The sequence below is a fragment of the Sphingobium subterraneum genome (assembly GCF_014199435.1).
Lineage (GTDB): Bacteria > Pseudomonadota > Alphaproteobacteria > Sphingomonadales > Sphingomonadaceae > Sphingobium > Sphingobium subterraneum.
In genome coordinates this window covers 49,974-76,799 of record NZ_JACIJP010000001.1, presented here as the reverse complement: position 1 = coordinate 76,799, position 26,826 = coordinate 49,974, and the positions used below count along the sequence as shown (strand labels likewise).

The following is a 26,826-nucleotide window of genomic DNA, read 5'->3' as shown; positions in this document are numbered from 1 at the left end:
CTCAAGGATCCATCCGCCGGGGCGCGACCTGCCACACGTGCAATCCGAACAGGCCGTCCTCGTCGACCCACATCGCAAGCGGGTTCCATCCACCCGTGCGCGCCAGCAGTCGCGCTTCTTCCGCGGTGTATTTGTGACTGTTCTCGGTGTGGATGGTCTCCCCCTCGCCCATCGCGAAGAGTTTCCCTGCAACGCGGAACGACATGTCGCGTTGCGCCACCAGATGCATCTCCACCCGGCCTATGCCGTCATGCCACACCGCGCGATGCTCGAACGCGTCGACCGGGATGGAACCGTCAAGCTCACTGTTGAGCCGTTTTAGAATGTTCAGATTGAATGCTGCGGTTACGCCCGCTGCATCGTCATAAGCCGCTTCGAAGATCCGGGGGTTCTTCCGGCAATCCATGCCGATCACCATGAAAGCCCCTTCTCCCAGCGTTTCCGCCATGGATCGGAGCATGTCCACCGCAGCACTGTGCGTCAGGTTGCCGATGGTCGAGCCGGGGAAAAAGCCCAGCTTGCGCTGTCCCTCCACCGCAGGGGGCAACGCGAGCGGCCGGGTAAAATCGCCCGCCAGCGGTGCCACCGTCATGGTCGGATGGGCGCGCGCAAACGAACGTGCGGCTTCCCGGAGGAAATCACGCGAAATGTCGATCGGCACATAGACGGACGCATCTACCGCATCTGTCAGCAACGGCGTCTTGACGGACGATCCCGATCCAAACTCGATCACCGCTCCGCCGACGCCCACCAGCCGGGCGATGTCGTGTGCATGCGCCTTGAGCAGGCCGATTTCGGTGCGGGTCGGGTAATATTCGGGCAGGCATGTGATTTGCTCAAACAATTCCGACCCACGCCGATCATAAAGATAGCGCGCCGGGATAACCTTGGGCATCTGCGACAAGCCGGTAAGGACAGCCTCCAGAAAGTCGGATCGTGTTTCCGTAAGTATATCTGCCAATTCCCGCTCCTCTGCTGCCGAAGGAACGAGCAACCACGCATTTTGTTGCGCCAAATCTGTTGCGGGGGAGGAGCGCAGGTTCTAGCCGACGGAATGCCCCGCTCAGCCAAGGACCTGTCGCCATGAACTTCGCAATGGAAGCCATTGGCTGGATGGGCGCCGTGTTGGTTCTGGGTGCATACGCCCTGCTGTCAACCGGAAGGGTGCAAGGCGATTCGCGGCTTTACCAGTGGATGAATCTCATCGGATCGGCAGGCTTCATCGCCAATACCGCGTGGCACGGCGCAATACCCTCCGTCGTGCTGAACATCATCTGGTGCGGCATCGGGATCGCGACCTTGTGGAGAATCCGGCGCAGATAGCGCCGCCTATTCCGTCAGGTCTTCCCACATATCCTTGAGCTTGGCGAAGAACCCGCTCGATTGCGGACTCTCGTCACCTGTCTCGGTCGCCCGGAACGCTTCGAGCAGTTCCTTCTGCTTCGCGCTGAGCCGCGTGGGCGTTTCCACCTCGATCTGCACGACCATGTCGCCGCGCCCGCGCCCGTTCACAACCGGCATGCCCGCGCCGCGCTGGCGCAGTTGCTTGCCCGACTGAATGCCCGGTGGAATACGGATGTCGATCGTCTGGCGGTCGAGGCCCGGCACCTTGATCTCGCCACCCAGCGCCGCCGTCGTAAAGCTGACGGGCGCGCGGCAGAACAAAGTCGTCCCATCCCGCTCAAACACGGCGTGCCGCTTCACATGCAGGAAAATATAGAGATCGCCCGCTGGCGCGCCCCGCGCGCCGCACTCTCCCTCACCGCTCAGCCGGATGCGATTTCCGTCGTCGACCCCCGCTGGAATATTGACGGACAGCGTTTTGCGTTTGTCCACACGGCCTTCGCCCCGGCAGGACCGGCACGGCGTTTCGATCACCTGACCCGCTCCGTGGCAAGACGGACAGGTCCGTTCGACGACGAAAAAGCCCTGCTGCGCACGGACCTGGCCATGGCCGTTGCAGGTCGTGCAGGTCTTGACGCCCGTTCCCGGCGTCGCGCCCGATCCGTCGCATTCCTCACACGGCGCGGACACGTCGATGGTGATCGGCATGGTCTTGCCGTTAAAGGCTTCTTCCAACGTGATTTCGAGGTCGTAGCGCAGGTCTGCGCCACGGCGATTCGCCTTGCGACCGGCGGCACCGCCACCGCCGAAACCGCCGCCGAAAATCGTTTCGAAGATATCCCCGAGGTCCGAAAATCCGCCGGCGCCGCCGCCGAAACCGTTACCGGGACCGCCATTCTCAAACGCAGCATGGCCGAACCGGTCATAGGCGGCCCGCTTCTGATCGTCTTTCAAACAATCATAGGCGTGGCTGATCGCCTTGAACTTGTTTTCGCTGTCCGTGCAGCCCGGATTCTTGTCCGGGTGGAATTTCATAGCGAGCTTGCGATAAGCCGCCTTGATCGTGGCGGCGTCGGCGGTCCGTTCGACCTCCAGAAGCTCGTAAAAATCTACCTGAGTGCTCATCGCGCCCCCGCCCGTCGCATCACTTCCCCGCCGATACTGCATCAGCACCGGCGGGGACAGCGGAAACGGTCATTGTCCGTTAGGCCTTGTTGTCTTCGTCCACTTCGGAGAACTCGGCGTCGACGACATCGTCGTCCTTCTTCGCCGTCTCACCCGCGTCGGGAGAAGCGGCCGCGGCCTGCTCCTTCTCGTAGATCGCCTGGCCCAGTTTCATCGCCACCGTCGCGAGTTCCTGTGCCTTCGTCTTCATCGCCTCCGGATCACCACCCTCGACCGCAGACTTGGCTGCTGCGATCGCAGTTTCGATCTCGCTCTTGAGCGACGCATCGACCTTGTCCGCATGCTCTTCAAGCTGACGCTCGGTGGTGTGGATCAGGCTCTCTGCGTTGTTCTTCGCCTCGGCCGCCTCGCGACGCTTCCTGTCGTCCTCGGCAAACTGCTCGGCATCGCGGACCATCTGATCGATATCGGCATCGGACAAGCCACCCGAAGCCTGAATCTTGATCTGCTGTTCCTTGCCGGTTCCCTTGTCCTTGGCACTGACGTTGACGATGCCGTTCGCGTCGATATCGAACGTCACCTCGATCTGAGGCACGCCACGCGGTGCGGGCGGAATGCCGACGAGATCGAACTGACCCAGCAGCTTGTTGTCCGCCGCCATTTCACGCTCGCCTTGGAACACGCGGATCGTGACCGCCTGCTGGTTGTCGTCGGCGGTCGAATAGACCTGGCTCTTCTTCGCCGGGATTGTCGTGTTGCGGTCGATCATGCGGGTGAACACGCCACCCAGGGTCTCGATGCCCAGCGACAGCGGCGTCACGTCGAGCAACAGCACGTCCTTGACGTCACCCTGCAACACGCCCGCCTGAATGGCCGCACCCATGGCAACGACTTCATCAGGGTTGACGCCCGTGTGGGGCTCCTTGCCGAAGAACTCCTTCACCACTTCGCGCACGCGCGGCATGCGGGTCATGCCGCCGACAAGCACCACATCGCTGATATCGCTTGCCGAAACGCCGGCATCGGCCAGCGCCTTCTTGCACGGCTCCAGTGTCCGCTTGATAAGGTCGGCGACAAGGCGCTCCAGATCGGCGCGGCTGATCGTCTTGACGAGGTGCTTCGGCCCGTTCTGGTCGGCGGTAATGAAAGGCAGGTTGACTTCGGTCGTCGCCGCCGAGGACAGCTCGATCTTCGCCTTTTCCGCCGCTTCTTTCAGGCGCTGCAGGGCAAGCTTGTCACCGCGCAGGTCAATGCCTTCCGCCTTCTTGAACTCGTCGGCAAGATATTCGACAATCTTCGCGTCGAAATCTTCGCCGCCCAGGAAAGTGTCGCCATTGGTGGACTTCACCTCGAACACACCGTCGCCGATTTCCAGCACGGAGATATCGAACGTGCCGCCGCCAAGGTCATAGACCGCGATCGTCTTGCCGTCCTGTTTGTCGAGGCCATAGGCCAACGCCGCCGCCGTCGGTTCGTTGATGATACGCAGCACTTCGAGACCGGCGATGCGACCTGCATCCTTGGTCGCCTGACGCTGGGCGTCGTTGAAATAGGCGGGGACCGTAATGACGGCCTGCGTCACCGTCTCACCGAGATAGCTCTCGGCGGTTTCCTTCATCTTCTGCAGCGTGAAGGCGGAAATCTGCGACGGCGAATAATCTTCTCCACCGGCCTTCACCCAAGCGTCGCCGTTCGGGCCCTTGGAAATGGTATAGGACACCAGCTCCATGTCCTTCGCCGTCATCGGGTCATCGAAACGACGACCAATAAGGCGCTTCACGGCGGAAACGGTGTTATCCGGGTTGGTGACGGCCTGGCGCTTCGCGGGCTGACCGATCAGGCGCTCGCCATCCTTGGTGAACGCAACGATCGACGGCGTGGTGCGGGCGCCTTCCGAATTCTCGATAACCTTTGGCTTGCCGCCGTCCATCACCGCAACGCAGCTGTTCGTCGTCCCAAGGTCGATACCAATAACTTTAGCCATGTAGTTCCTCTTAACCCCAAAGTTTCAGCGGTTGACGGGCCGGAGCTGCCACACGGGGCCAGATCCAACGCCGGTTCGAGATGCGATATAGGCGCGCATTCGCTTGGCACAAGGATGTCGTGCGATTAGAGTGTCGTTCGCCCGGTTTTGATACAGACCAATATGGAGAGCCCCATGCATTTCCCCTCCCCGTTCCGGAGGTTTCTCGCGGCATTTTGCGCGCCCTTTGCCTTGGCGTCCTGTGCCGACCCAGATCCGCTTTATGTGGATCAGGCGTGGGTCGGCCTGAGCGCGCAGCCGAACAATCCGTCCAGTGGCTATTTCGTCATCCATGGTGGCCCGGAGGCCGTAACGCTGCGGAGCGTTACCGCAGATGGAGCGCAGCGGATTGAAATGCACGAAAGCATGATGGGCGAAGGCGGCATGATGCGCATGCAGCCTCTTGATTCGGTGGCTGTGCCCGCCAAGGGCAAAGTCGCCTTCGCGCCCGGCGGCAAGCATCTGATGATCTGGGCGATCAACCCCGCTATCGTCAAGGACGGCAAACTGCCGATGACGCTGTTCTTCTCCAACGGGGACCGCCTGATCGTCGATGCGGCAATCCGCAAGCCGGGTGACGCCGCCCCGTCGACGGACGAGCGCTGACCTGTCGTCGCGGGCTTTAACGGAGGGCGAACGTGCGCTTGCGGCAACCATGTTCGGCGACGCGATCGACTATGACGCGGTGCGTATCCATCGGCGCAAATATTGGCTGTTCCATCCGCCGCGTGTCACGATGGCACCCGATGGCCACCTGTGGTTCCATCCGCATGGCGACCTTTACTGCCCGGATTTCTGCGATAACAGCCTCACCATGCAGGGTCATTTCATCCACGAAATGACCCATGTGTGGCAGGCGCAAAGCAAGGGCCGCTGGTATCTGTCCCTGATGCGCCATCCCTGGTGCCGCTATGATTATGTGCTGGAACCCGGCAAGCCCTTCGCCCGCTACGGGATTGAACAGCAGGCGGAAATCGTCCGCCACGCCTTTCTGTGGCGGATGGGCGCCAGTCCGAAAAACGCGCCGCCCCTCGGGGATCTGGAAGCGACCTTGCCCTTTCGCACGCGATAAGGAACCGCTTCCGGAGTGACCGACGGCTTTAGTCGGGCTTCTTCGCGACCCCTACCAATGCAGGACGCAGCAGGCGCTCCTTGATCATGTAACCGGCCTGCATTTCCTGTACGATCGTGCCGGGTTCCTGGTCACTGGGCATTTCCACCATCGCCTGATGCTGGTTCGGGTCCAGAGGCATGCCGAGCGCCGCGATCCGTTCGATGCCGTTCTTGCGGAAAATGCTTTCCAACTCCCGGCCGGTCGCTTCCAACCCCACGACGAGCGACTTGAACTTCTCGTCTTCGCGCAGGTCGGCCGGAATGGAATCGAGCGCGCGCCCCAGATTGTCGGCGACCGACAGCATGTCGCGCGCAAACGCGGTCGACGCATAGGCGCGGGCGTCCGCGAGTTCCTTCTCCATCCGCCGCCGCACATTCTGTGTTTCGGCATGGGCGTAAAGCACATCCTGCTTCGCGGTCGCCAGCTCTTCCTGGATTGCGGTCAGTTGCTGCTCCAGCGGATGGATCGCATCCTCGACGCCCTGTTCTGCGGACGGTTCCTGCGCTTCATGTTCCATACCGGGAGTATCCATTTCTTTCTGGTCTTCGTTCATCGTATCAGTCTCGACAGGGTTTGAGCGGTGAAATCCACCATGGGAATTACCCGGGCATAGTTCAAGCGGGTTGGGCCGATGACCCCGACGACGCCGATCACCCGGCCATCCCCATTGCGGTACGGCGCGGCTATGACCGAAGAACCCGACAGGGAAAAGAGCTTGTTCTCCGATCCGATGAATATTTTCGTCGCCGATGCGACCAGCGCGCTTTCCATCAGCCGGGCGATCTCTTCCTTGCCCTCGAGTTCCTCGAGAAGTTGTCGGACCCGGTCGAGATCGGCCGAGGCATGCTCGTCGATGAGGTTCGCCTGCCCCCGGACGATCAGGATTGGCCGGTCCGACGCATCGGACGTCCATACCGCCAACCCCCGCTCGACCAGATCGCGCGCCACATCGTCCAGCGTGGCACGGTCCCGTACCAGCTCCTGTGCCAGCCGCTCCTGAGCCTGCCGCAGCGTCAGTCCGCCAAGCCGGGCCGAGAGATAGTTCCCCGCCTCAGTGAGCATGGAAGGTGTCACGCCGGGAGGGAGATCGATCACCCGGTTTTCGACCGATCCGTCCTCGCCCACCAGCACGGCGAGCGCTTGGGCACCTTGATCGGTCTGGCCCAGGGGGATGAAGCTGAACTGACGCAGCGTGGGTTCCCGCTTGGGGACAAGCACGATCCCGGCGCAGGATGACAAGCCCGACAGCGCCGTCGTCGCCGCCGCCAGCGCGTTTTCAATGGGCCCGCTCTGTGCGAGCTGCTGTTCGATCACGCGGCGATCTTCTTCCGAAGGTTCCGCCACCTGCATGATGCCGTCGACGAAAATACGCAGACCGGTTTCCGTCGGCATGCGCCCGGCCGAAATATGGGGGGACGAAAGCAGGCCCAGCTCCTCCAGATCCTGCATTACATTGCGGATCGAGGCGGAAGACAGGTTAAGGCCGGGAAGCTGGCTGATCGTCCGTGACGCCACCGGCGCTCCGGTGCCAAGATAATTTTCGACCACAAGTCGGAAAATATCGCGCGTACGCTCGCTCATTTCGCTGATTGGGGTCACTGACATGGCGTCAATGTAGGACAGGCGGAACCATTCCTCAATGCGCTGCACATCTGTCGTACACAGGAAGAGGCACCTTCCTTGCGAAAGGTGCCCCTTATGTTCAGTTCAGCATGATTACTGAAAGACCGGCTTCGGCCTGCCAAGCGGCGACGTGCCGCCCTTACCGCCATACGTATAGACCTGAGCACGATCGGGGGACGGTGCCGTAGCCGGGGTCGACATTGCACCCGCCGTGCTTCGGTCACCGTGGTTGTCCTGCCGAAGCAAGAAACCCGCGCGGCGAAGGCGATTCTTCCGGGTGAGGAACGGATTTTCGCGCGACGGCGGAGCCGCGATCATGTCTTCCAGACTCTGGTTGGCCAAAGCCGATGCAGGGAGAGGTTGGCGTTGTGGTTGGCGTTGTGGTTCGCGCTCCACCACAGCATCGGAAACGACCGGGGCGATTGTAGCCGCAGGAGCCGTCGGACTGAAGGCAAAACGCTCCTGAGGAGCCACGATCTCGCGTGGGCGCTCCACAACCGGTGACGTCGGCTCTGCCAAAGGCGTATCTGTCGCATCAATCCTGCTCACGCGATCCGGATCGATGATCGGTGCAGCAGACGTTGCAACGAACTCCGGTTCACGCTTGCGGCGACGCAGGGCGTAGACCGCACCGGCACCGGCGAGCAGCGCAATACCGCCGACCAGCGCCACAGTCGCGCCAGTGTCGGGGCTGTCGGCAGCGTCCGACTGAACCGCAGGCTCAGCAGCAACGGGAGCCGACGTAAGGTCAGTCTCGACAGGGGTCACCGCGGGAGATGTTGCCGGAGCGGATGCCAAAGGAGCCGCCGGAGCTGTATCGAGGGGCGAGGCTACGCGCTCTTCCGCAGGAGCACGCTCAACAACCGGGGTGCGCCTTGCGGGCGTCGTTGCGGCACGAGGAGCGGACCGTTCAACGGGAGCGGCAACGGCTTCCTGAACCGGAGCCGAGGGTGAAACCGTGGAAACAACCGGCGGCGCGGCCGCTGGCGCAACCACCGCCGGAGCGGGGGCGGGCGCCGAAGGCACCGTCGCAACGACCGGTGGCGGAGTGTCGGGCGCAGTCGGTTCAGACGGCGGCGGCACGGTCTGCGCCAGCAGCGGAGTGGAGGCAAGAACCAGAACAGCGGCGATCGCGGTCCGGGCGGGGCGAAGCGGGGGAGCTATGTTCATCATGCAGCGTCAACCCGGCATCAACCCAATTGGTTCGCCTCAATGAACCAGAAGCGCGGCCAATTGTTGGGTGGAGACGGTAAACTGCAAATTTGCCTCTCCCACACAATATTGCGCGGAATGCCGTTCCTTTCTGCCAGATGAACAACCCCGTTCCCTTGCCTTCCGCCCTTGCCGCGGCGTCGGTTGCAGAATAAGGCGCAACCGACCGGGCACTTCCCGCCCCTAGGAGAGACATCGCATGCGCCCATCTGGCCGTACCCCCGATCAAATGCGCACCATCACGATGGAGCCGGGTTTCACCGTTCACGCCGAAGGGAGCTGCCTCATCAGCTTCGGCGATACGCGGGTGCTCTGCACCGCCTCGGTCGAAGAGCGCGTACCGCCTTTCCTACGCGGCAAGGGCGAGGGTTGGGTGACGGCAGAGTATGGCATGCTTCCTCGCGCGACCCATACGCGCGGCAGCCGCGAAGCCGCCAAGGGCAAGCAATCCGGCCGTACGCAGGAAATTCAGCGTCTGATTGGCCGCTCGCTCCGCGCAGTGGTCGACATGAAAAAGCTTGGTGAGCGGCAGATCACCATCGACTGCGATGTCATCCAGGCCGACGGCGGCACCCGCACGGCGTCCATCTCCGGCGCATGGGTCGCCCTGCGCATCGCGATCGACAAGCTGCTCGCGAGCGGCGCGCTCAAGGAAGACCCGATCATCCAGCAGGTCGCGGCGATCAGCTGTGGCATCCATCAGGGTACTCCGGTGCTCGACCTCGATTATATCGAGGACAGTTCCGCCGAGGCCGACGCCAATTTCGTCCTGACCGGCGACAGCAAGATCGCCGAGGTGCAGGCGACAGCGGAAGGCGCGACCTTTGACGAGGAGGAACTGCTCAGGCTCCTGCGCCTCGCCCGCATCGGCTGCGGCCAGATTTTCGCGGCCCAGCGGCAGGCTACTGGCCGATGAGCGAGGATTTCGATCCCGAACATGTTGCGCCGCAGGCGATCCGCAAACTGACGCCCGGCAAGCTCGTGATTGCCAGCCACAATCAGGGCAAGGTGCGGGAAATCGCGGAGCTGCTGGGGCCACATGGGGTCGAGCCGATTTCGGCGGGCGCATTGGGCCTCCCCGAACCGGAGGAAACCGGCACCACCTTCATCGCCAATGCGGAACTCAAGGCGCTGGCCGCCGCTGACCTGTCCGGCCTCCCCGCCCTGTCCGACGACAGCGGCCTGTGCGTTGAGGCCTTGCGGGGCGAGCCAGGCATCTTCTCCGCCCGCTGGGCAGGATCGGACAAGGACTTCACCGTCGCCATGCGCCGCGTATGGGACCAGATCCTCGCACAAGGGCCAGGCGCCGGGCATGACGCCCATTTCGTCTGCGCCCTGGCACTCGCCTGGCCTGATGGCCATGTCGAGGCGTTCGAAGGACGTGTCGACGGCCGGATCGTCTGGCCACCGCGCGGCGACAAGGGCTTCGGCTACGATCCGATCTTTGTGCCTTATGGGCATGACGTCACGTTCGCCGAAATGGACCCCGCCGCGAAGCACGCGATGAGTCACCGGGCCGACGCGTTCCGGCAACTGGTGGCGGCGGTGTTCTGAACTTGGTCGCACCGCCCCTCGCGCTCTATATCCACTGGCCGTTCTGCGTCTCGAAATGCCCCTATTGCGATTTCAACAGTCATGTGCGCGAAGCCGTGGACGTCGCGCTGTGGCGCACGGCATTGCTCGCGGACATGACCTATGAAGCGGGTCAGACCCCCGGACGCACCCTCGGATCCATTTTTTTTGGCGGCGGCACGCCTTCGCTGATGCCGCCCGCGCTCGTCGCAGACCTGATTGAGGCGGCTGCGGGGCACTGGCGGTTTGCCGACAACATCGAGATCACGCTGGAGGCAAACCCCAATTCGGTCGAAGCCGCGCGCTTCGCCGACATCGGGCGGGCGGGCGTCAACCGTGTCTCGCTCGGCCTTCAGGCGCTCGACGACGCGGCTCTGGCATTTCTGGGTCGGGCGCATGGTGTGGACGAAGGTCTTGCAGCACTCGAGACCGCGCAGTCGGTTTTCCAGCGGGTGAGCTTCGACCTGATCTACGCCCGCCCCGATCAGACACCGGCTCAATGGGAAGCCGAATTGGCTCGCGCCCTTGCCTTTGGCACCGGGCATCTCTCGCTGTATCAACTGACGATCGAGCCGGGCACGCGCTTCGAAACGATGGTCCGGCGCGGCGATTTCAAGCCCACCGACGCGGACGAGGCCGCCGACCTCTTCGAACGGACGCAGGCGATGACACAGGCAGCGGGCATCCCTGCTTATGAAATCAGCAACCACGCCCGCGCGGGCCAGGAAAGCCGCCACAACCTGACCTACTGGCGCTACGGCGATTATGTCGGCGTCGGCCCCGGCGCGCATGGCCGCCGAGGCAACGCCGCAACACAGCGCCATCGCAAACCGGAAAACTGGCTGAGTGCAATCGCACGCAACGGCCATGGGTGCGAACGCGAAACGCTCCTGCCTCCCGACGAACGCGCCGCGGAAGCGCTGATGATGGGCCTGCGTCTGGCGGAGGGAATCGATCTGGAACGCATCGCCGCCCGAACGCGTGTTCCCGCTAAGGCGCTTGTCGACGACGTTGCCATCGCACGCCTTTCGGCGCTGGGCCTCCTGACCCGCTCCGCCGACCGTCTCACTGTGACGCCGGAAGGCATGCTGCTGCTGGATGCCATCCTGCCGGACATCGTGCTATAGCCATCCGATGGATGCGCAGAGCCTTACATGGATTGCCGGTTGGCGACGGCACCTCGCGCTCGAACGGCGGCGATCGGACCACACGGTACGGGCCTATGTCGCCGGTGCCGAAAGGCTGCTCGCGTTTCTTACCCAGCATCGCGGCGAGCCGCCCTGCCCTGCGCTGCTTGCCGATCTTCCCACAGCAGATCTTCGCGCCTTCCTCGCGCATCGCCGCAACGAGGGCATCGGCAATGCGTCGGCCGCGCGCGAATTGTCGGCAATCCGCGCCTTCCTGAAATTCGCCGGGGGTGAGGATGCCCGTTCGCCTGCTGTGCGAGGGCCGAAAATCAAGCGTGGTGTGCCCCGGCCGGTCGCTCCCGATGACGTCATGGCGCTGGCCGAAGACGTCGCGGAAGCGGCGGAAGAACCGTGGATCGCCGCGCGCGACTGGGCGGTGCTGCTGCTGCTCTACGGCGCTGGTCTGCGAATCAGTGAGGCGCTTTCGCTCACCGGAGCGACGCTTCCCTTGGGCGAAACGCTGCGCGTTACCGGCAAGCGCGGCAAGACCCGCATCGTCCCCCTGCTCCCGCAACTGCGCGAGGCGATCGATACTTATGTCGGTGCCTGCCCTTACGCGACATCGAACGCCACGCCCCTGTTCCGAGGCGCACGCGGCGGAGCGCTCTCTCCCGCCATCATCCGCCGCGCGGTGCGCGCTGCGCGGCGGCGGCTCCAGATGTCGGAGCGGACCACCCCCCACGCCCTGAGGCACAGCTTCGCGACGCATTTGCTGGGGCGCGGAGCGGATCTCCGCTCGCTTCAGGAACTGCTGGGCCACGCCAGCCTCTCATCGACCCAGATTTACACGCAGGTCGATGCCGCGCATCTGATGGACGTCTATCGCAACGCCCATCCGCGAGCATGATCAGTCCGCCGATTTTCCCGACGGCTTCCACGTCATCAATCGCCATACATAGGCAATGGCGATCACCACTACGGTAACCGTTGCCGCAGGGCCGACATAGTCGTCGATCTTCTTGAAATTCGCGCCCAGGTAATAACCCGCGCCCGCGAGTACAATGTTCCAGATCAGTGCGCCTGCCGCCGTCCAGAGCAGAAAGCGGATATGCCCCATGCGGAACAGCCCGGCGGGGAGCGATACCATCGTCCGGAAGGTCGGCATGAAGCGCAGCACGAACACGATCATCTGGCCATAGCGTTCGAACAAGCGGTTGATCGCCTCGACGTCGCTCCATTCGATCGTCGCCCAGCGCCCGTAGCGGTCGACTAGAGGGCGCAGACGGTGAACGCCGAGCTTCCACCCCACCATGAACCATGCATAGTTGCCGATGGTAGTCCCGATCGTACCGGAAATCAGCAGCGGGATCAGTTCCATCCGCCCCTGCCCCACGCGAATGCCTCCGACACCCATGATGAGCTCAGAGGGGATGGGGGGAAAGATATTCTCAAGCACCATCAGGGCGAAGATGCCCCAATAGCCCCCGGCATCGATCAGGTGGAGAACCCAGTCGGTCATGGCCGGATCGGGCGGGCCACCCGCTTTTGCCTGAAATAAGTCATGTCCGTCCAAAGCAGCGGTGAGTGGCGAAGTTCCATGGCCTGTCGCGATATCGCAGCCGCGCGTCAACGCCCCACATGCGCCGACCGGCACGAAACACGGCGATCAGGCGTAATGGGCGCTTGTCAGGCCGCTATGCCCGGCAGCAGCATCACAAACGGTTTCCACAGATCCGGCATCGCCATGCATGCTGTTTGCACGACCAGGATCGCCACCATGACCCCCGCGCCCAGCTTCGTTGCGGGATGCACATGCCCCAATGTGCTCTTGTCCCACCGAGCCAGCGGCACGAACAGCAGCAGACTCAGAAGACCGAGGCCGGCAAATCCCCAGAGCGTCGGCGGAAGGACCGGCAGCCGCCCCGTGGCGGGCTGGGTCAGCATGATCATCAGCCCGAGCATAATGCGCTTGTGCGAGGCGAGGTCACCCTTGCGCGCCGTCCACCCTCTCCACAGGATATAGGCGTAGAACGGGATCGGCGTAAGCGGCACTGCAGACCAGGTCAGAACGTCGGCAAAGGGCGGCGTGCTATTGCGCGCGATTTCATCCAGGGTCGTGACGTACATAATCGGGATCATCACGACGGCGAGGGCAAAACCGAACACGCCCAGAATCCGGTGCAGATCACGCCGTCCCGCAGAGACGAGCGCCGTCTGCGCAAAAAATACCGCGAGCCACAGGCTGAATACCGATCCGTGCACCAGCAGAAGTCCGTTCAGGTCCGGCTCGGGTCTCGGATAATGGACGATGTCCAGAGGCTTGAGGTAAAAGCTGGGTGCAAAGCCGATGAAGACTACCGCGACAATCAGCAAAGCCATGCGGAAATAAAACTGCCGCTCGCGCTGCTGCCGCGTGGCTGCGGACGATGCGCCGGTAACCGTTTCTGTGCTCATGGATCCCCCCATTCTGCCTTGGGGGATTAATAACCGATTCGCGCCTTTTCCGACAACGACTTCTTTAACGAAGCCTTTTTTCGATCGCGGCCCAGATCACGGCACCGGTGTCCGTGCCATTAAACGCGTCCATCGAGACAATGCCGGTGGGCGACGTTACGTTGATCTCGGTCAGCCATTCGCCGCCGATCACGTCGATCCCAACGAACAGCAGTCCCCGTTTCTTGAGTTCCGGACCCATCGCCGCGCAGATTTCCAGTTCCCGGTCGGTAAGTTCCGTCTTGGTCGCCGATCCGCCCGCAGCCAGGTTCGAGCGGATTTCGCCGCTGCCCGGAATGCGGTTGATGGCGCCCGCCACTTCGCCATCCACGAGCACGATGCGCTTGTCGCCTTTGCTGACCTGCGGAATGAACGCCTGCACCATGAAGGGCTCGACCCACGACGTGTTGAACAGCTCCACGAGCGCGGACAGGTTGCTGCCATCGCCACGAATATGGAACACGGCGTTGCCCGCATTGCCGTAGAGCGGCTTCACGACGATTTCGCCATGTTCGGCAAGGAAGCTGCGCACATCCGCGATGTTGCGGGTGATCATCGTCGGCGGCATGAAGCGGGCGTAATCCAGCACGAACAGCTTTTCAGGCGCATTGCGCACCGAAGCCGGGTTATTGATAACCAACGTCTCGTGCTCGATCCGCTCAAGCAAGTGCGTCGCCGTGATGTAGCTGAGGTCGAACGGCGGATCCTGCCGCATCAGCACGACGTCGACGTCGCGGCCCAGATCGATCAGCTGTTCATCGCCGAATGTAAAATGATCGCCGACCACGCGCTGCACCGTCACCGGATGCGCACGGGCGAGCAGACGCGCGTCGCGCCATGTCAGGTCTGGCGCGGTATAATGGTAGAGCGTATGGCCGCGTTCCTGCGCCGAAAGCATCACGGCGAAGGTCGAATCTCCGCCGATCTTGATCCCTTCCATCGGGTCCATCTGCACAGCGACGTTAAGGCTCATAAGCGTTTCCGGTTCTTCAAGGGACGCGCGGGTGCGATCAGCCCCCGTGCCAGACGTTGCTCAAATGGCGCGGCGGGCGCCCCGGCGCAAGCAGCATCACGTCAATTTGCATGTCGTCGCCCTCGCGCAGATAGCGGTGCGCCAGGCTTTCCGCCGCTGCAGCGACGCGTGCCAGCCGCCGCTCATCGATCGCGAGATCAAGTTCCGCTAAGGTGGCCCGCGCCTTCACCTCGACAAACGCGACCAGCCTGCCGCGGCGCGCGACGATGTCGATTTCGCCCGCTGGCGTGCGCACGCGTCGGTCGAGGATGCTCCATCCCTTGAGGCGCAACCACCACGCGCAGATGCGCTCCGCCTGCCGCCCGCGCTTTTCAGCCAGCAGCCGCGCGGGCGATTTCACCCTTTGAGTTCCACGGCGCGGTCGTACAGGGTTCGCCGGTCCAGCCCCAGCTTCTTTGCCACCTCGCCCGCCGCCTTGGCGACCGGCAGGCGGGTTAGCGCCTCCCGCAGCGCGGCATCGGCATCCTCTTCGCTGGCGGCGGGCGCCTCACCGGGCGGGCCGACAATGACCACAATTTCGCCCTTTGGTGCCGCGTCCACGTAAAGGCGTGCCAGTTCGACCAGCGTTGCGGTCCGCGTTTCCTCGAACTTCTTGCTGATCTCGCGGCAAACCGCCGCGTCGCGGTCGCCCAGCACATCAGCCATCGTCCCGAGACTAGCCGACAGTCGCGGGCCACTCTCATAGAACACCAGTGTCGCGCGCAGCCCCGCCACTTCCCGCAGAGCGTCCTCGCGCGCCTTCGCCTTGGCGGGCAAGAACCCCTGGAACAGGAACCGGTCGGTCGGCAATCCGGACAGCGTCAGCGCCGCGATCGCCGCGCACGGACCCGGCAGCGTGTAGATCGCCCGCCCTACGGCTCGCGCGTCGCGCACCAGCTTATACCCCGGATCGGAAATGAGCGGCGTCCCGGCATCGCTCAGCAGCGCCACCGCCTCCTGCCCCATCCGCTCGATCAGACGGACGCGCAGTCCTTCGTTGCTGTGATCATGATAGGGCACCATCGGTCGATCCGACCCGGCGTGCTGCAAGAGCCGGGCGCTGACCCGGCTATCCTCGACAGCCACCACGTCCGCGCGCCGCAATATGTCAGCTGCCCTGGGCGTGAGGTCAGACAAGTTGCCGATCGGCCCGGCAACGATATATAGACCCGGAGACAGAGCTTCCACCATAAGGATTCCCCATGGCAGAGACGGGTGCCGATCGGCAAGCGGACAGTTGGTCCGCCTTCAAGCGCGCGGGCCGCGCGATCACGCTGAGCGCGGCGCTTTTCTTGGCCGCATGTCAGACGATTGTCCCACGCGGGACCGGGCCGACCGCACCCCCGCCGCCAGTTCCAACAGGCCCTACACAGGTCGAACCCGGCCTGCCGACCGACACCCAGCGGCACCGAATCGCCCTGCTCGTCCCGACGACCGGCGGCAATGCGGGTGTAGGCCAGTCCATCGCCAACGCGACAACGCTGGCCTTGCTCGACACCAGCGCCAAGACCATTCGTGTCACCACCTATGACACCGGCAAGGGCGCGGCAGCGGCCGTCAACGCGGCCATTCGCGACGGCAACAAGCTGATCCTGGGGCCGCTGGTGGCGGATGATGTCCGCGTCGCCGCACCCATTGCGCGGGCCGCCAACGTGCCGATCATCAGCTTTTCCAACGACACCAGCGTCGCCGGGAACGGCGTGTTCCTGATGGGCTATACCCCGGTTCAGTCGGTGGCCCGCGTCGTCGATTATGCTCATTCGAAAGGCATCCAGAAATTCGCCGCGCTCGTACCCAAGGGCATGTATGGCGAGCGCGCGGGGACGGCTCTGCTGCGCGCCGTCGAGCAGGCGGGTGGCACGGTCGTCTCCATGCAGACCTTCGATCGCACCCCCGCATCCATGGCGCTTGCGGTCAAGAAACTGGGCGCGCCTGCCAGCTATGATGCGGTGCTGATCGCCGATGGCGGCAAGGTCGCCGTGCAGGCCGCGCCGCTGATCCGCAAGGCGGGCGGCCCGGACGTTCGGATGCTCGGCACAGAGCTGTGGAACACGGAAAGTTCGCTGGTGGCGGACCTCAACCTTCGCGGTGCGTGGTTCGCAAGCGTCTCGGACACCTATTACCGCCAGCTCGCCACCAAATATCGCACGCGCTTTGGCGCCGCACCCTACCGCCTGTCGTCGCTCGGCTATGACGCGGTGCTGCTCACGATTCGCATCGCGCAGGACTGGCGGGTCGGAACGCCCTTTCCTATCGCCCGCCTGACTGATGAAGGAGGCTTTGCCGGGATCGACGGAGCCTTCCGGTTCCGCCGCGACGGCATCGCCGAACGCGCGCTGGAGGTCCAGCAGGTGGACGCGGGGCGCTTCACGGTTATCAGCCCCGCGCCGGGCGGGTTTTGATCATTATCCCTGCGCGGCGAGCCAGTCCGCCACCTTGCGCGCAATAGCAAGGAAAGGCGCACCGTCCAGCCCGTCCTCCGCAGCGGGGGGCATGCCAGCGTCGGACGCGGTGCGGATGCCGATCGAGAGCGGAATGCGCCCCAGAAACGGCATCTCCATCTGGGAAGCAGCCGCTTGTGCGCCCCCGCTGCCGAACGGATCCGACACTTCGCCGCAATGCGGGCAGATATAACCCGCCATATTCTCCACCAGTCCAATCATGGGCACATGCGCCTGATCGAACAGGTTGACGGCGCGGGTCGCATCGATCAGCGCGAGATCCTGCGGTGTTGACACGATAATCACACCAGCCGGCTTGTGCTTTTGGATCATCGACAGCTGCACATCACCGGTGCCGGGCGGCATGTCGACGACCAGCACGTCGACCGCCCCCCATTTCGCGTCGACCAGCTGCCCGAGCGCGCTCGCCGCCATCGGCCCGCGCCATGCGATTGCCTGACCCGGCTCGACCAGATGCCCCATCGACAGCATCGGGATGCCCACCCCGCTCAGGATTGGCACGAGCTGCTTCTCCTCCGCCTGGGGCTTTGCGCCTTCCGTGGCCATCAGGCGTGGCTGAGATGGGCCATAGATATCCGCGTCGACCAGCCCGACCCGAACCCCCCGCCGGTGCAGTGCAATGGCAAGATTTGCGGACACGGTGGACTTGCCCACGCCCCCCTTCCCCGACGCTACTGCGATGATGCGCAGGCTGCGTTTTTCCGCGGTCTGCGCGATCCGCACATCCTCGATCTCCGGCTGACCCTTGAACTCCGCCGTGATCGCCGCCGCCAGAGCATCGCGCTCGGCCTGCCCCAGATCGGTGACGTCAAGCACCAGCGACAATACCCCGTCCCGCAGGCGTGGCGCGCTGGCGCGTCCGTTAGAAAGCGTGGAAAGGCGGTCGAAAATCACGGAAAGTTCGGTCATGGCCGCGCCCATAATCGATAAACATGGCAAAGGCACTGTTTTTCCGCCCCGACGCTTCCTATACAGTCAGGCATGACAATGAAGACTGGATGGCTGATGCGCGCCCGAATGGTGCGCCGAATATTCGCGATGGCCCAGGGCCCGTGGGGCGGTTCGCCCGGCGGTAATGGCGATGATGGCGGATCGGGCGACAAGGGCAAGGATTCCGGTGGCAGTGGCTCGGGCAACGGAGACGCGGGCAACGGGCCGCGCAACCCATGGACCCAGCCGCGGGGGGGCAATCGCCCCGGCGGCCAACCAAGTGGCTCCCGCCCGTCCATGGTCGACGATCTCATCCGGCGCAGCCGTGAGGGCTTCAGCAGCTTCGGTGGCCCCGGCGGCGGAATGCCGGGCACACCGGAGGTCAAGGCGCTTTGGCCGATTGCCATCGCCATCGTCGTCCTGTTGTGGATCGCGCTGTCGAGCTTCCACCGCATTGGTCCCCAGGAACGCGGCGTTGTCACGGTACTGGGCAAGTACAGCCGCACCTTGACGCCTGGTATCGGCCTCACGCTCCCCGCACCATTCGAAATGGTCGAAACCGTCGATGTCGAAGAAATCCGCACGATCGACATTGGCTCGGTTCGCTCTGAGGCGGAAAACCTGATGCTGACCGGCGATCAGAATATGATCGACCTTGCTTATTCGGTCCGCTGGAACATCCGCAGCCCCGAGCTCTATAAATTCCAGCTGTCCGATCCCGATTCGACGGTGCGCGAAGTGGCCGAAACGGCGATGCGCTCGGTTGTCGCAACCATTTCCCTCAATCAGGCCCTGGGTTCGGGCCGGACGTTGGTCGAACAACAGGTCGAGCAGCGCATGCAGGAAATTCTCGACAATTATCGCTCGGGCATCCGCGTGCAGGGCATCGCGATCAAGCAGGCCGATCCGCCCAGCGCAGTGAATGATGCGTTCAAGGATGTGTCTGCGGCCCAACAGGCAGCGCAGACTTACATCAACGAAGCGCGCGCTTATTCCCAGCAGCTGACCGCCCGCGCACAAGGTGAGGCTGCCGCCTTCGACAAGGTTTACGAGCAGTACCGCCTTTCCCCGGAAGTGACCCGCCGCCGCATGTATTATGAAACGATGGAAGCCGTGCTTGCCAATGTAGACAAGACCGTGGTCGAAACGGGCAATGTCACGCCCTATCTCCCCCTCCCTGGCATAACGCGCAAGGCTCCCCTGGCCGATCCGCCCTCGGCCTCAGCGCCGTCGCAGGGAGGACGCTGATATGGGCATTGCGCGCAACCCCGTAATGCTGGTGCTCGTCGCCATTGCGTTCCTCATCCTGTTGGGCAGCACGGTCGCGATCGTGCCGGAAACCAAACAGGCGGTCATCGTCCGCTTCGGCGAGCCGGTCCGCATCGTCAACCGCTACAAGACCAACGAAGCGTTCGGCAGCACCGGCGCGGGCATCGTCCTGCGCTTCCCGTTCGCCGAACAGATCGTGTGGATCGACAAGCGCGTCCAGTCGGTCGAAATGGAGAGGCAGCAGGTTCTGTCCACAGATCAGTTGCGCCTGCAGGTCAGCGCCTATGCGCGCTATCGGATCGTCAATCCGCTGCGCATGTACATCGCTGCGGGCAGTGAGGAGCGCGTCGCCGATGCCCTGCGCCCGATCCTCGGCTCGGCGCTGCGCAACGAACTCGGCAAGCGCCCCTTTGTCGCGCTGCTCAGCCCGGAGCGGGGGCAGGTGATGAACAATATCGAGGCAGGTCTTAACCGGGTTGCGCGTCAGTACGGCGCGGAAGTCGTTGATGTGCGCATCAAGCGCGCCGACCTGCCCGATGGTGCGCCGCTGCAAAGCGCGTTTCAGCGTATGCGCACCGCACGCGAGCAGGAGGCGCTCACCATCCGTGCTCAAGGTGAGCAGCAGGCGCAGATCATCCGTGCGACGGCCGATGCTCAGGCGGCGCAGGTCTATGCCGCCAGCTTCGGCAAGGATCCGCAGTTCTATGATTTCTACCGCGCCATGCAGGCCTATCGCCGGACCTTCTCGCCTCAGGCGAGCGGGCAGACCAGCATTATTCTGTCGCCCGACAACGACTTCCTGCGGGAGTTCCGGGGGCGCTGATAGCGGCATGATACGGTAAGGAACGTGGCCCACGGCCACCATTCAAACTATGTTCAGGCATGCTACGGCATGGCCGCAGACACTGAACCGGGGCAGTAATCCGCCCTTTGGGACATGAGAGGAATTTGAAGAGTGCGTTACGCTTATGCTCTTACCGCAGCGCTGCTGTTGGGCGGCACAGCCATCACCGTCACGTCAAATCAGCCACTGGGCGCCCAAACCGCGCAAAATGAAGGCATGCAGGCTGCGGCGCCACGCGGCGCGCCCGCGAGCCTCGCCGACATGGTCGAGCGTCTGCAACCCGCTGTGGTCAACATCTCCACGCGCCAGCGCGTACAGGTCGAAAACCCCTTCGCAGGAACGCCCTTTGGCGACATGTTCGGCGGCGGACGCCCCCAGACGCGGCAGGCTCAGTCGCTCGGCTCCGGCTTCCTAATCTCGGCCGACGGTTACATCGTCACCAATAACCATGTCGTCTCTGCCGGTGCGGCGGGCGCTTCGGTGGACAGTATCACGGTGACGCTGACCAACCGCGAGGAATATTCGGCGACACTGGTGGGTCGCGACCCGGCGACCGATCTTGCCGTCCTCAAAATCGATGCGAAGAAGCCGCTCCCATTCGTCAAATTCGGGGATAGCACGCACGCTCGTGTCGGGGACTGGGTCGTCGCCATCGGCAACCCCTATGCGTTGTCCGGAACCGTGACGGCTGGCATTATCTCGGCCGTGCATCGCAGCACTGGTGGCACCTATGACCGCTTCATCCAGACCGACGCGTCGATCAACCAGGGCAATTCCGGTGGTCCGATGTTCGACATGAACGGCAACGTCATCGGTATCAATTCGCAGATCCTCTCGCCTTCGGGCGGCAATGTCGGCATTGGCTTCGCCATTCCCGCGGAACAGGCGATTCCGATCATCGACACGCTGCGCAAAGGTCAGGCGATCAAGCGCGGCTATCTCGGCGTGCAGATCAGCCCGCTGGGTGATGACATGGCCGAATCCCTTGGCCTCGCCCGCAACCGGGGCGAATTCGTGCAGGGCGTCGAGCCAGGCCAGGGCGCAGACAAGGCAGGCATCAAGGCCGGCGACGTGATCGTGCGCGTCAACAACCGCGACGTGACGCCGGACGAAACCCTGTCGTTCATCGTTAGCACCTTGCCCATCGGATCGCGCGTTCCGATTGAGTTGATCCGCAACGGCAAGCGCACGACGGTCACCGCCGTTGTGGGCCAGCGCCCACCGGAGGATCAACTCGCGTTCAGCCGCGACGATCAGGATGATTTCTCGCAGCAGGACGACAAGCAGAGCAGCGCACAGGCGGGACAGCAGGCCCTTGGCCTTGCGGTCCTTCCGCTCACGCCCACAATTCTGCGCCAGCTTGGGCTGGAACAGACCGTGCGCGGTGTGGTGATCTCAGCCGTGGATGACGACAGCGACGCTGCCGCCAAGGGCCTGCGCCGGGGCGATGTCATCCTGTCGGCCAACAACGCTCCCGTCACGACGGAAGCGCAGCTCAACGCGGTGATCAAGAGCGCGACCGACTCCGGCCGCAACGCGTTGCTCCTCCAGGTCCTGCGCCGTGGCCAGTCCCCTGCCTTCATCGGCGTTCGCCTGCGCGGCAGATAATCATGTCTCTCCGCTCCCGCCCGGCGCGGGAGCGGAGATAATGTGCTGCGGTCTTGCAACCAGCCCTTGATCGATCGGCGCTAATCCCGCAAAACCCGAGTGAAATGTTCGAGCCGCGCTGCAGGGCGGCTCCGGCTGGTGGGGAACGCGCGATGACCGACGGCATCTTTCTGGGCGCTAGCAATGGCACGCCGCAAACTCTCAACCTGAAGCGGGCGAATCGCCACGGCCTCATAGCCGGAGCGACCGGCACCGGCAAAACCGTCACGCTCCAGAGCATCGCCGAAGGCTTCTCCGCGCAGGGTGTCCCTGTCTTCATGGCGGACGTGAAGGGCGACCTTGCTGGTATCTCCATGGCCGGATCGCCGACCTTCAAGAACGCCGACAAGCTGGTGGCGCGCGCGGCCGAAATCGGCCTCGATCCTTATGTCTATTCCGACAATCCCGCGACGTTCTGGGATCTATACGGCGAACAGGGCCACCCAATCCGCACCACGGTGAGCGAGATGGGACCGCTGCTTCTCGCTCGGCTCATGGACCTCAATGAAACGCAGGAAGGCGTGCTCAACATCGCTTTCCGTTATGCGGACGAGGAGCAACTGCTGTTGCTCGATCTCGCGGATCTCCAGTCGATGCTCGCCTATTGCGCCGAAAACGCCGATACCCTCAGCGCAAAATACGGCAACATCACCAAGGCCAGCGTCGGCACGATACAGCGCCAACTGCTGCAGCTCGACAGCCAGGGCGGCGCGGCCTTCTTCGGCGAACCGGCGCTCGACATCCACGATTTCCTCAAAGTGGACGAGAAAGGGCGCGGCTACATCAATGTGCTCGCCGCCGACAAGCTCATGCAGAGCCCCAAGCTCTACTCCACCTTCCTGTTGTGGCTGCTGTCCGAATTGTTCGAGACGATGCCGGAAATCGGTGATCCGGAAAAACCGAGTCTCGTCTTCTTCTTCGACGAAGCGCACCTGCTGTTCACCGACGCGCCCGAGGCACTGGAGGACAAGATCGAGCAGGTCGTCCGGCTGATCCGTTCCAAGGGCGTCGGCGTCTACTTCATCACGCAGAACCCGATCGACATCCCGGAGGCGGTGGCGGGCCAATTGGGCAACCGCGTGCAGCACGCGCTGCGTGCCTTCACCCCGCGCGACCAGAAGGCGATCAAGGCGGCGGCCGAAACCTTCCGCGTCAATCCAGACCTCGATGTCGAAACCGCTATCACCGAGTTGAAAGTCGGTGAGGCGCTGGTTTCGGTGCTTCAGGAAGACGGCTCGCCCTCCATCGTGCAGCGCACGCTGATGGCCCCGCCCCGCTCCCGCCTCGGCCCGATCGACGCGAAGGAACGTGCCATCATCCGGTCGATCTCACCCGTCGACGGTAAATATGACACGGAGATAAACCGCGAATCGGCGGCAGAAATTCTCGCCGCGCGCGGCCAAGCCGCCGCCGCCGCCGCGCAGGCGGCCAAGGCACAGGCCGAAGCGGAGAAAACCGCCGCCGTGCAGGCCAAGGTCGAGGCAAAGGCCCGGGAAGCCGAGCTGAAAGAGCAGGCGCGTCTGGCCGCTGCCGCCGAGAAGGAACGGCTGCGCGCCGAGGCCGCCGCCGCGCGCGAAGCGGCCAAACCCACCGCGCTGGGCCGCGCGGTCCAGTCGGCCACCCGCTCCGCCGCATCCACCGTGGGGCGTCAGGTGGCGAACGAGATCGGCAAGGCCGTATTCGGAGGATCGTCGCGCAAAAATACCGGCGGCGGCCTGGTCGGTGGACTGGTGCGAGGGATATTGGGCGGCCTGTTCAAATAGGCCAAGTCACTCCACCGTCACCGACTTGGCGAGGTTGCGCGGCTGGTCGACATCGGTCCCCTTGGCGACCGCCACATGGTAAGCGAGCAGCTGGACGGGTACGGCATACACCAACGGCGCGATCAGCGGGTGCACCTTTGGCATTTCAATCGTTGCCATGCAGCCTTCTCCTGCTTGCGCAATGCCCTCCGCGTCAGAAATCAGCACCACCTTGCCGCCGCGCGCCTGCACCTCCTGCATATTGCTGACGGTCTTTTCGAACAGCGGCCCGGACGGCGCGATGACGATCACCGGGACCGCCTCGTCAATCAGCGCGATGGGGCCATGCTTCATCTCACCCGCTGCATAACCTTCGGCGTGGATGTAGCTGATTTCCTTGAGCTTGAGTGCCCCTTCCAGCGCCATCGGATAGTCCGGCCCGCGCCCCAGATAGAGCACGTCGCGCGCCGGTACGATCAGCGGTGCGATCGCTTCGATTGCCGCATCGTGGGACAGCGCCTCGTTCATCGCGGCGGGCGCTTCGGACAGGTGCCAGACGATCTCGGCTTCTTCCTCTGCGGTCAGTTTGCCGTTCGACCGCGCCAGATTCGCCGCCAGCGCCGCCAGCACCGCCAGCTGGCAGGTAAACGCCTTGGTCGACGCCACGCCGATTTCCGGCCCCGCGTGGGTCGGCAACAGCAAGTCCGCCTCGCGCGCCATCGAACTGGTCGGCACGTTTACGACCACCGCGATGATCTGTCCGTGCGCCTTGGCATGGCGCAACGCCGCCAGCGTATCAGCCGTCTCGCCCGACTGGCTGATGAACAGCGCCAATCCGCCGTCTTCCAGCACCGGGTCGCGATAGCGGAACTCACTCGCCACATCGATATCGACCGGGATCCGCGCGAACTTCTCGAACCAGTATTTGGCGACCAGCCCGGCATAATAGCTCGTGCCGCACGCGACGATGGTCACGCGCTTCACACTGCCAAGGTCGAAATCCATGTCGGGCAGCGACACCTGGTTTTCCATCCGGCGCAGATAAGACCGCAGAGTCTGCGCAACTACAACAGGCTGCTCGTAGATTTCCTTCTGCATGAAGTGGCGGTGATTGCCCTTGTCAATCATCGCGCCGGACACGCCGGAAATCGTCACCGGCCGCTCGACGGGCCTGTTGTCTCGATCGAAGATCTTCGCGCCATCCCGCGTGATGACGACCCAGTCGCCCTCCTCCAGATAGGCGATCCGCTGGGTCAGCGGGGCGAGCGCCAGCGCATCCGACCCCAGATAGGTCTCCCCGTCTCCATAGCCCACGACCAGCGGCGATCCGAGGCGCGCGCCGATCAGGATATCGGGACGGCTGCGAAAGAGTATGGCAAGCGCAAACGCCCCGTGCAGGCGCGGCAGAACCTGCTTTACCGCGTCCTCCGGCGAAGCACCCTGCTCGACCAGTTCGCTCACCAGATGCGCGACGACCTCCGTATCCGTTTCGCTGTCAAACCGGCGGCCCCGCGCCATCAATTCCTGACGCAGCGGCTTGAAATTCTCGATGATCCCGTTGTGGACCAGCGCGACCTCCTCCGTGGCGTGGGGATGCGCGTTGCTGGTCGTTGGCGCACCATGAGTGGCCCAGCGCGTATGCGCGATGCCGGTCGAACCGGGCAGTGGATGCGCCATCAGTTCGCGCGCGAGGTTATTGAGCTTGCCCTCCGCCCGACGGCGTTCGATCACGCCATCATGGACAGACGCAACGCCCGCGCTGTCATAGCCCCGATATTCCAGCCTCCGCAGTCCATCGAGCAGCCGCTCCGCCACGTCATCCTTGCCGACAATGCCGATGATCCCGCACATTTACTTGCCCGCCTTCTTCGCCGTCATGGCGTCTCGAAACCGTTTCGCCCACCCTGTCTTCTCGCTCTGCTCAGGGCGCACCAGCGCCAGTGCATCCGCCCCCACGTCGCGCGTCACGACCGATCCCGCCCCCACGATGGCGCCCGCGCCGATCGTGACGGGCGCGACCAGCGCGCTGTTCGATCCGATGAATGCACCCGCGCCAATATCGGTCCGATACTTGAAAAAACCGTCATAATTGCAGGTGATCGTCCCAGCCCCAATATTCGCGTTTGCGCCCACGATAGCGTCCCCAATATAGGACAGGTGGTTAGCCTTCGCGCCCTCACCCAGGGACGCCTTCTTGATCTCCACGAAGTTGCCAACCTTCGCTTTGACGCCGATGTCGGCCCCGGGACGGAGCCGCGCATAGGGGCCAATTTCCGCCCGCGTGTGGATTGTCGCGCCCTCGATGTGCGAGAAGCTGTGGATCGTGACGTTGTCCTCGACCACCACGCCGGGGCCGAAGACGACATGTGGCTCCACGACGACGTCGCGGCCAAGCTGCGTGTCATGGCTGAAGAATACGGTTTCCGGCGCAATCAGGGTCACGCCGTCGGCCATCACTGCGATACGCCGCTGCGCCTGCCAGGCCGCCTCCACCTGCGCCAGCTCGATACGACTGTTGACGCCCGCGACCTCCGCCGCTCCGGTCTCGATCACCGCGCTTTTTCGACCATCGGCGGCGGCGAGCAAAACGATATCGGGCAGATAATATTCGCCCGCAGCATTGTCGTTCCCGACACGCTCCAGCAACGCGAACAGATCCTCCGAGCGCACCGCCATCAGCCCGCTGTTGCACAAGGTGACCGCGCGTTCCTCCGCCGACGCGTCCTTATACTCGACCATCTTGCCGATAACGCCCGCCTCGTCCGCAATGATGCGGCCATAGGCTCCGGGATCGGCAGGACGAAAGCCCAGAACCACCGTCGCGGGCGCATCGTCGGCGTTCAGCCGGTCAAGCATCGCGCGCATCGTCTCCGCGCGCACCAGCGGCACATCGCCATAAAGGATCAGCACATCGCCCGAAAAGCCGTCCAGCGCGCCTCGCGCCTGCGCCACGGCATGGCCGGTGCCCAGTTGCTCTGCCTGCAACGCTGTGCCCACGCCGTGGGGTGCGAGCGCGGCCTCAAGCTGTTCCCGGCCCGCGCCAACGACGACGACCTGCCGCTCCGGAGCCAGCGCCTGCGCAGCGGCCAGCAGGTGCAGCACCATCGGGCGCCCGGCGATCGGGTGAAGCACCTTGTGCAGCGATGATTTCATGCGCGTGCCCTGCCCGGCGGCAAGGATGATGATCGCGAGCGGAGGGCGGGTCGTTGCGGCGGTCACGGGCGGCCTTTGTCGAAAACTGCGCCGCTTTCCCCCACGGAACCGGCGGCGATATCGGGTTCTCTGCC

At 63.7% G+C, this 26,826-nt stretch carries 26 protein-coding genes; 12 read left to right on the top strand and 14 right to left on the bottom strand.

Annotated elements, in window-relative coordinates:
* Window position 1: 1 nt before the first annotated feature.
* Window positions 2-961 (bottom strand): L-histidine N(alpha)-methyltransferase, encoded by a 960-nt coding sequence (egtD, locus tag FHS92_RS00415; protein WP_246351708.1) that lies wholly within the window; start codon window positions 959-961, stop codon window positions 2-4.
* 122 nt (window positions 962-1,083) lie between these two features.
* Here egtD and FHS92_RS00410 point away from each other — a divergent pair, with 122 nt between their 5' ends.
* On the top strand, window positions 1,084-1,323 hold the full coding sequence (locus FHS92_RS00410) for a CBU_0592 family membrane protein (RefSeq protein WP_184076471.1): 240 nt from the start codon (window positions 1,084-1,086) through the stop codon (window positions 1,321-1,323).
* Between the two features lie 6 nt (window positions 1,324-1,329).
* Here the strand turns inward: FHS92_RS00410 and dnaJ are convergent, their stop codons facing one another.
* Together dnaJ and dnaK are read right to left on the bottom strand one after the other, a co-directional pair.
* Window positions 1,330-2,469, bottom strand: coding sequence for a molecular chaperone DnaJ (gene dnaJ, locus FHS92_RS00405; protein ID WP_184076469.1), 1,140 nt, complete (start codon window positions 2,467-2,469; stop codon window positions 1,330-1,332).
* A gap of 79 nt (window positions 2,470-2,548) precedes the next feature.
* Window positions 2,549-4,453 (bottom strand): molecular chaperone DnaK, encoded by a 1,905-nt coding sequence (gene dnaK, locus FHS92_RS00400; protein WP_184076467.1) that lies wholly within the window; start codon window positions 4,451-4,453, stop codon window positions 2,549-2,551.
* Between the two features lie 174 nt (window positions 4,454-4,627).
* On the opposite strand from dnaK, the gene FHS92_RS00395 reads away from it, so the two are divergent.
* On the top strand, window positions 4,628-5,098 hold the full coding sequence (locus FHS92_RS00395) for a copper chaperone PCu(A)C (protein ID WP_184076465.1): 471 nt from the start codon (window positions 4,628-4,630) through the stop codon (window positions 5,096-5,098).
* A 1-nt stretch (window position 5,099) separates the two neighbouring features.
* The gene (locus tag FHS92_RS00390) at window positions 5,100-5,564 is read left to right on the top strand and encodes a vgr related protein (protein ID WP_184078640.1); all 465 of its coding nucleotides are present in this window, start codon (window positions 5,100-5,102) and stop codon (window positions 5,562-5,564) included.
* A gap of 28 nt (window positions 5,565-5,592) precedes the next feature.
* On the opposite strand, the gene grpE is transcribed toward FHS92_RS00390, so the two are convergent.
* The 3 genes from grpE to FHS92_RS00375 form a co-directional block, all read right to left on the bottom strand.
* Entirely contained in the window at window positions 5,593-6,159 is a 567-nt protein-coding gene (grpE, locus tag FHS92_RS00385) for a nucleotide exchange factor GrpE (protein ID WP_184076463.1), read from the bottom strand.
* Window positions 6,156-7,211: a heat-inducible transcriptional repressor HrcA gene (gene hrcA / locus FHS92_RS00380; protein ID WP_184078638.1), complete on the bottom strand. Its 1,056-nt coding sequence runs from the start codon at window positions 7,209-7,211 to the stop codon at window positions 6,156-6,158. The genes grpE and hrcA overlap by 4 nt, the downstream gene beginning before the upstream one ends.
* A 111-nt stretch (window positions 7,212-7,322) precedes the next feature.
* Window positions 7,323-8,402: an LPXTG cell wall anchor domain-containing protein gene (locus tag FHS92_RS00375; RefSeq protein WP_184076460.1), complete on the bottom strand. Its 1,080-nt coding sequence runs from the start codon at window positions 8,400-8,402 to the stop codon at window positions 7,323-7,325.
* Between the two features lie 238 nt (window positions 8,403-8,640).
* Here FHS92_RS00375 and rph point away from each other — a divergent pair, with 238 nt between their 5' ends.
* Genes rph through FHS92_RS00355 form a run of 4 tightly spaced genes read left to right on the top strand, consistent with a single transcriptional unit; the run spans window position 8,641 to window position 12,047 of the window.
* Window positions 8,641-9,357 (top strand): ribonuclease PH, encoded by a 717-nt coding sequence (gene rph, locus FHS92_RS00370; protein ID WP_184076458.1) that lies wholly within the window; start codon window positions 8,641-8,643, stop codon window positions 9,355-9,357.
* Window positions 9,354-9,995: an RdgB/HAM1 family non-canonical purine NTP pyrophosphatase gene (rdgB, locus tag FHS92_RS00365; RefSeq protein WP_184076456.1), complete on the top strand. Its 642-nt coding sequence runs from the start codon at window positions 9,354-9,356 to the stop codon at window positions 9,993-9,995. The genes rph and rdgB overlap by 4 nt, the downstream gene beginning before the upstream one ends.
* Before the next feature lie 2 nt (window positions 9,996-9,997).
* Window positions 9,998-11,140, top strand: a complete 1,143-nt coding sequence (gene hemW, locus FHS92_RS00360) for a radical SAM family heme chaperone HemW (protein WP_184076454.1) — start codon at window positions 9,998-10,000, stop codon at window positions 11,138-11,140.
* A 7-nt stretch (window positions 11,141-11,147) separates the two neighbouring features.
* On the top strand, window positions 11,148-12,047 hold the full coding sequence (locus FHS92_RS00355; RefSeq protein ID WP_184076452.1) for a tyrosine recombinase XerC: 900 nt from the start codon (window positions 11,148-11,150) through the stop codon (window positions 12,045-12,047).
* Here the strand turns inward: FHS92_RS00355 and FHS92_RS00350 are convergent, their stop codons facing one another.
* The 5 genes from FHS92_RS00350 to rsmI form a co-directional block, all read right to left on the bottom strand.
* Window positions 12,048-12,659, bottom strand: a complete 612-nt coding sequence (locus tag FHS92_RS00350) for a DedA family protein (RefSeq protein WP_184076450.1) — start codon at window positions 12,657-12,659, stop codon at window positions 12,048-12,050. It abuts the gene before it with no gap.
* Between the two features lie 167 nt (window positions 12,660-12,826).
* Complete coding sequence (locus FHS92_RS00345) at window positions 12,827-13,594, bottom strand: hypothetical protein (protein ID WP_184076448.1); 768 nt, start codon at window positions 13,592-13,594, stop codon at window positions 12,827-12,829.
* Window positions 13,595-13,658: 64 nt separating this feature from the next.
* Window positions 13,659-14,606: a glutathione synthase gene (gene gshB / locus FHS92_RS00340; protein WP_184076446.1), complete on the bottom strand. Its 948-nt coding sequence runs from the start codon at window positions 14,604-14,606 to the stop codon at window positions 13,659-13,661.
* 37 nt (window positions 14,607-14,643) lie between these two features.
* Window positions 14,644-15,006 carry a YraN family protein gene (locus tag FHS92_RS00335; RefSeq protein ID WP_184076445.1) on the bottom strand — a complete coding sequence of 121 codons (363 nt, stop codon included), beginning with the start codon at window positions 15,004-15,006 and terminating at the stop codon, window positions 14,644-14,646.
* The gene (gene rsmI / locus FHS92_RS00330; RefSeq protein WP_184076443.1) at window positions 15,003-15,836 is read right to left on the bottom strand and encodes a 16S rRNA (cytidine(1402)-2'-O)-methyltransferase; all 834 of its coding nucleotides are present in this window, start codon (window positions 15,834-15,836) and stop codon (window positions 15,003-15,005) included. Before rsmI ends, FHS92_RS00335 begins: the two co-directional genes overlap by 4 nt.
* A gap of 11 nt (window positions 15,837-15,847) precedes the next feature.
* Between rsmI and FHS92_RS00325 the strand changes: the two genes are divergently transcribed.
* Window positions 15,848-17,047, top strand: coding sequence for a penicillin-binding protein activator (locus FHS92_RS00325; protein WP_184076441.1), 1,200 nt, complete (start codon window positions 15,848-15,850; stop codon window positions 17,045-17,047).
* A 3-nt stretch (window positions 17,048-17,050) separates the two neighbouring features.
* Here FHS92_RS00325 and FHS92_RS00320 read toward each other — a convergent pair whose 3' ends face one another.
* Window positions 17,051-18,016: an Mrp/NBP35 family ATP-binding protein gene (locus FHS92_RS00320; RefSeq protein ID WP_184076439.1), complete on the bottom strand. Its 966-nt coding sequence runs from the start codon at window positions 18,014-18,016 to the stop codon at window positions 17,051-17,053.
* Window positions 18,017-18,088: 72 nt separating this feature from the next.
* On the opposite strand from FHS92_RS00320, the gene hflK reads away from it, so the two are divergent.
* The 4 genes from hflK (at window position 18,089) to FHS92_RS00300 (ending at window position 23,560) form a co-directional block, all read left to right on the top strand.
* Entirely contained in the window at window positions 18,089-19,285 is a 1,197-nt protein-coding gene (hflK, locus tag FHS92_RS00315) for an FtsH protease activity modulator HflK (protein WP_425506209.1), read from the top strand.
* A gap of 1 nt (window position 19,286) precedes the next feature.
* The gene (hflC, locus tag FHS92_RS00310) at window positions 19,287-20,129 is read left to right on the top strand and encodes a protease modulator HflC (protein ID WP_184076437.1); all 843 of its coding nucleotides are present in this window, start codon (window positions 19,287-19,289) and stop codon (window positions 20,127-20,129) included.
* Between the two features lie 132 nt (window positions 20,130-20,261).
* Window positions 20,262-21,758 carry a Do family serine endopeptidase gene (locus FHS92_RS00305; protein WP_184076435.1) on the top strand — a complete coding sequence of 499 codons (1,497 nt, stop codon included), beginning with the start codon at window positions 20,262-20,264 and terminating at the stop codon, window positions 21,756-21,758.
* Window positions 21,759-21,910: 152 nt separating this feature from the next.
* Window positions 21,911-23,560 (top strand): helicase HerA-like domain-containing protein, encoded by a 1,650-nt coding sequence (locus FHS92_RS00300; protein WP_184078632.1) that lies wholly within the window; start codon window positions 21,911-21,913, stop codon window positions 23,558-23,560.
* A gap of 6 nt (window positions 23,561-23,566) precedes the next feature.
* Here FHS92_RS00300 and glmS read toward each other — a convergent pair whose 3' ends face one another.
* Both glmS and glmU read right to left on the bottom strand, forming a co-directional pair.
* Window positions 23,567-25,390 (bottom strand): glutamine--fructose-6-phosphate transaminase (isomerizing), encoded by a 1,824-nt coding sequence (glmS, locus tag FHS92_RS00295; protein WP_184076433.1) that lies wholly within the window; start codon window positions 25,388-25,390, stop codon window positions 23,567-23,569.
* The gene (gene glmU / locus FHS92_RS00290) at window positions 25,391-26,758 is read right to left on the bottom strand and encodes a bifunctional UDP-N-acetylglucosamine diphosphorylase/glucosamine-1-phosphate N-acetyltransferase GlmU (RefSeq protein ID WP_425506208.1); all 1,368 of its coding nucleotides are present in this window, start codon (window positions 26,756-26,758) and stop codon (window positions 25,391-25,393) included.
* Window positions 26,759-26,826 lie beyond the last annotated feature (68 nt).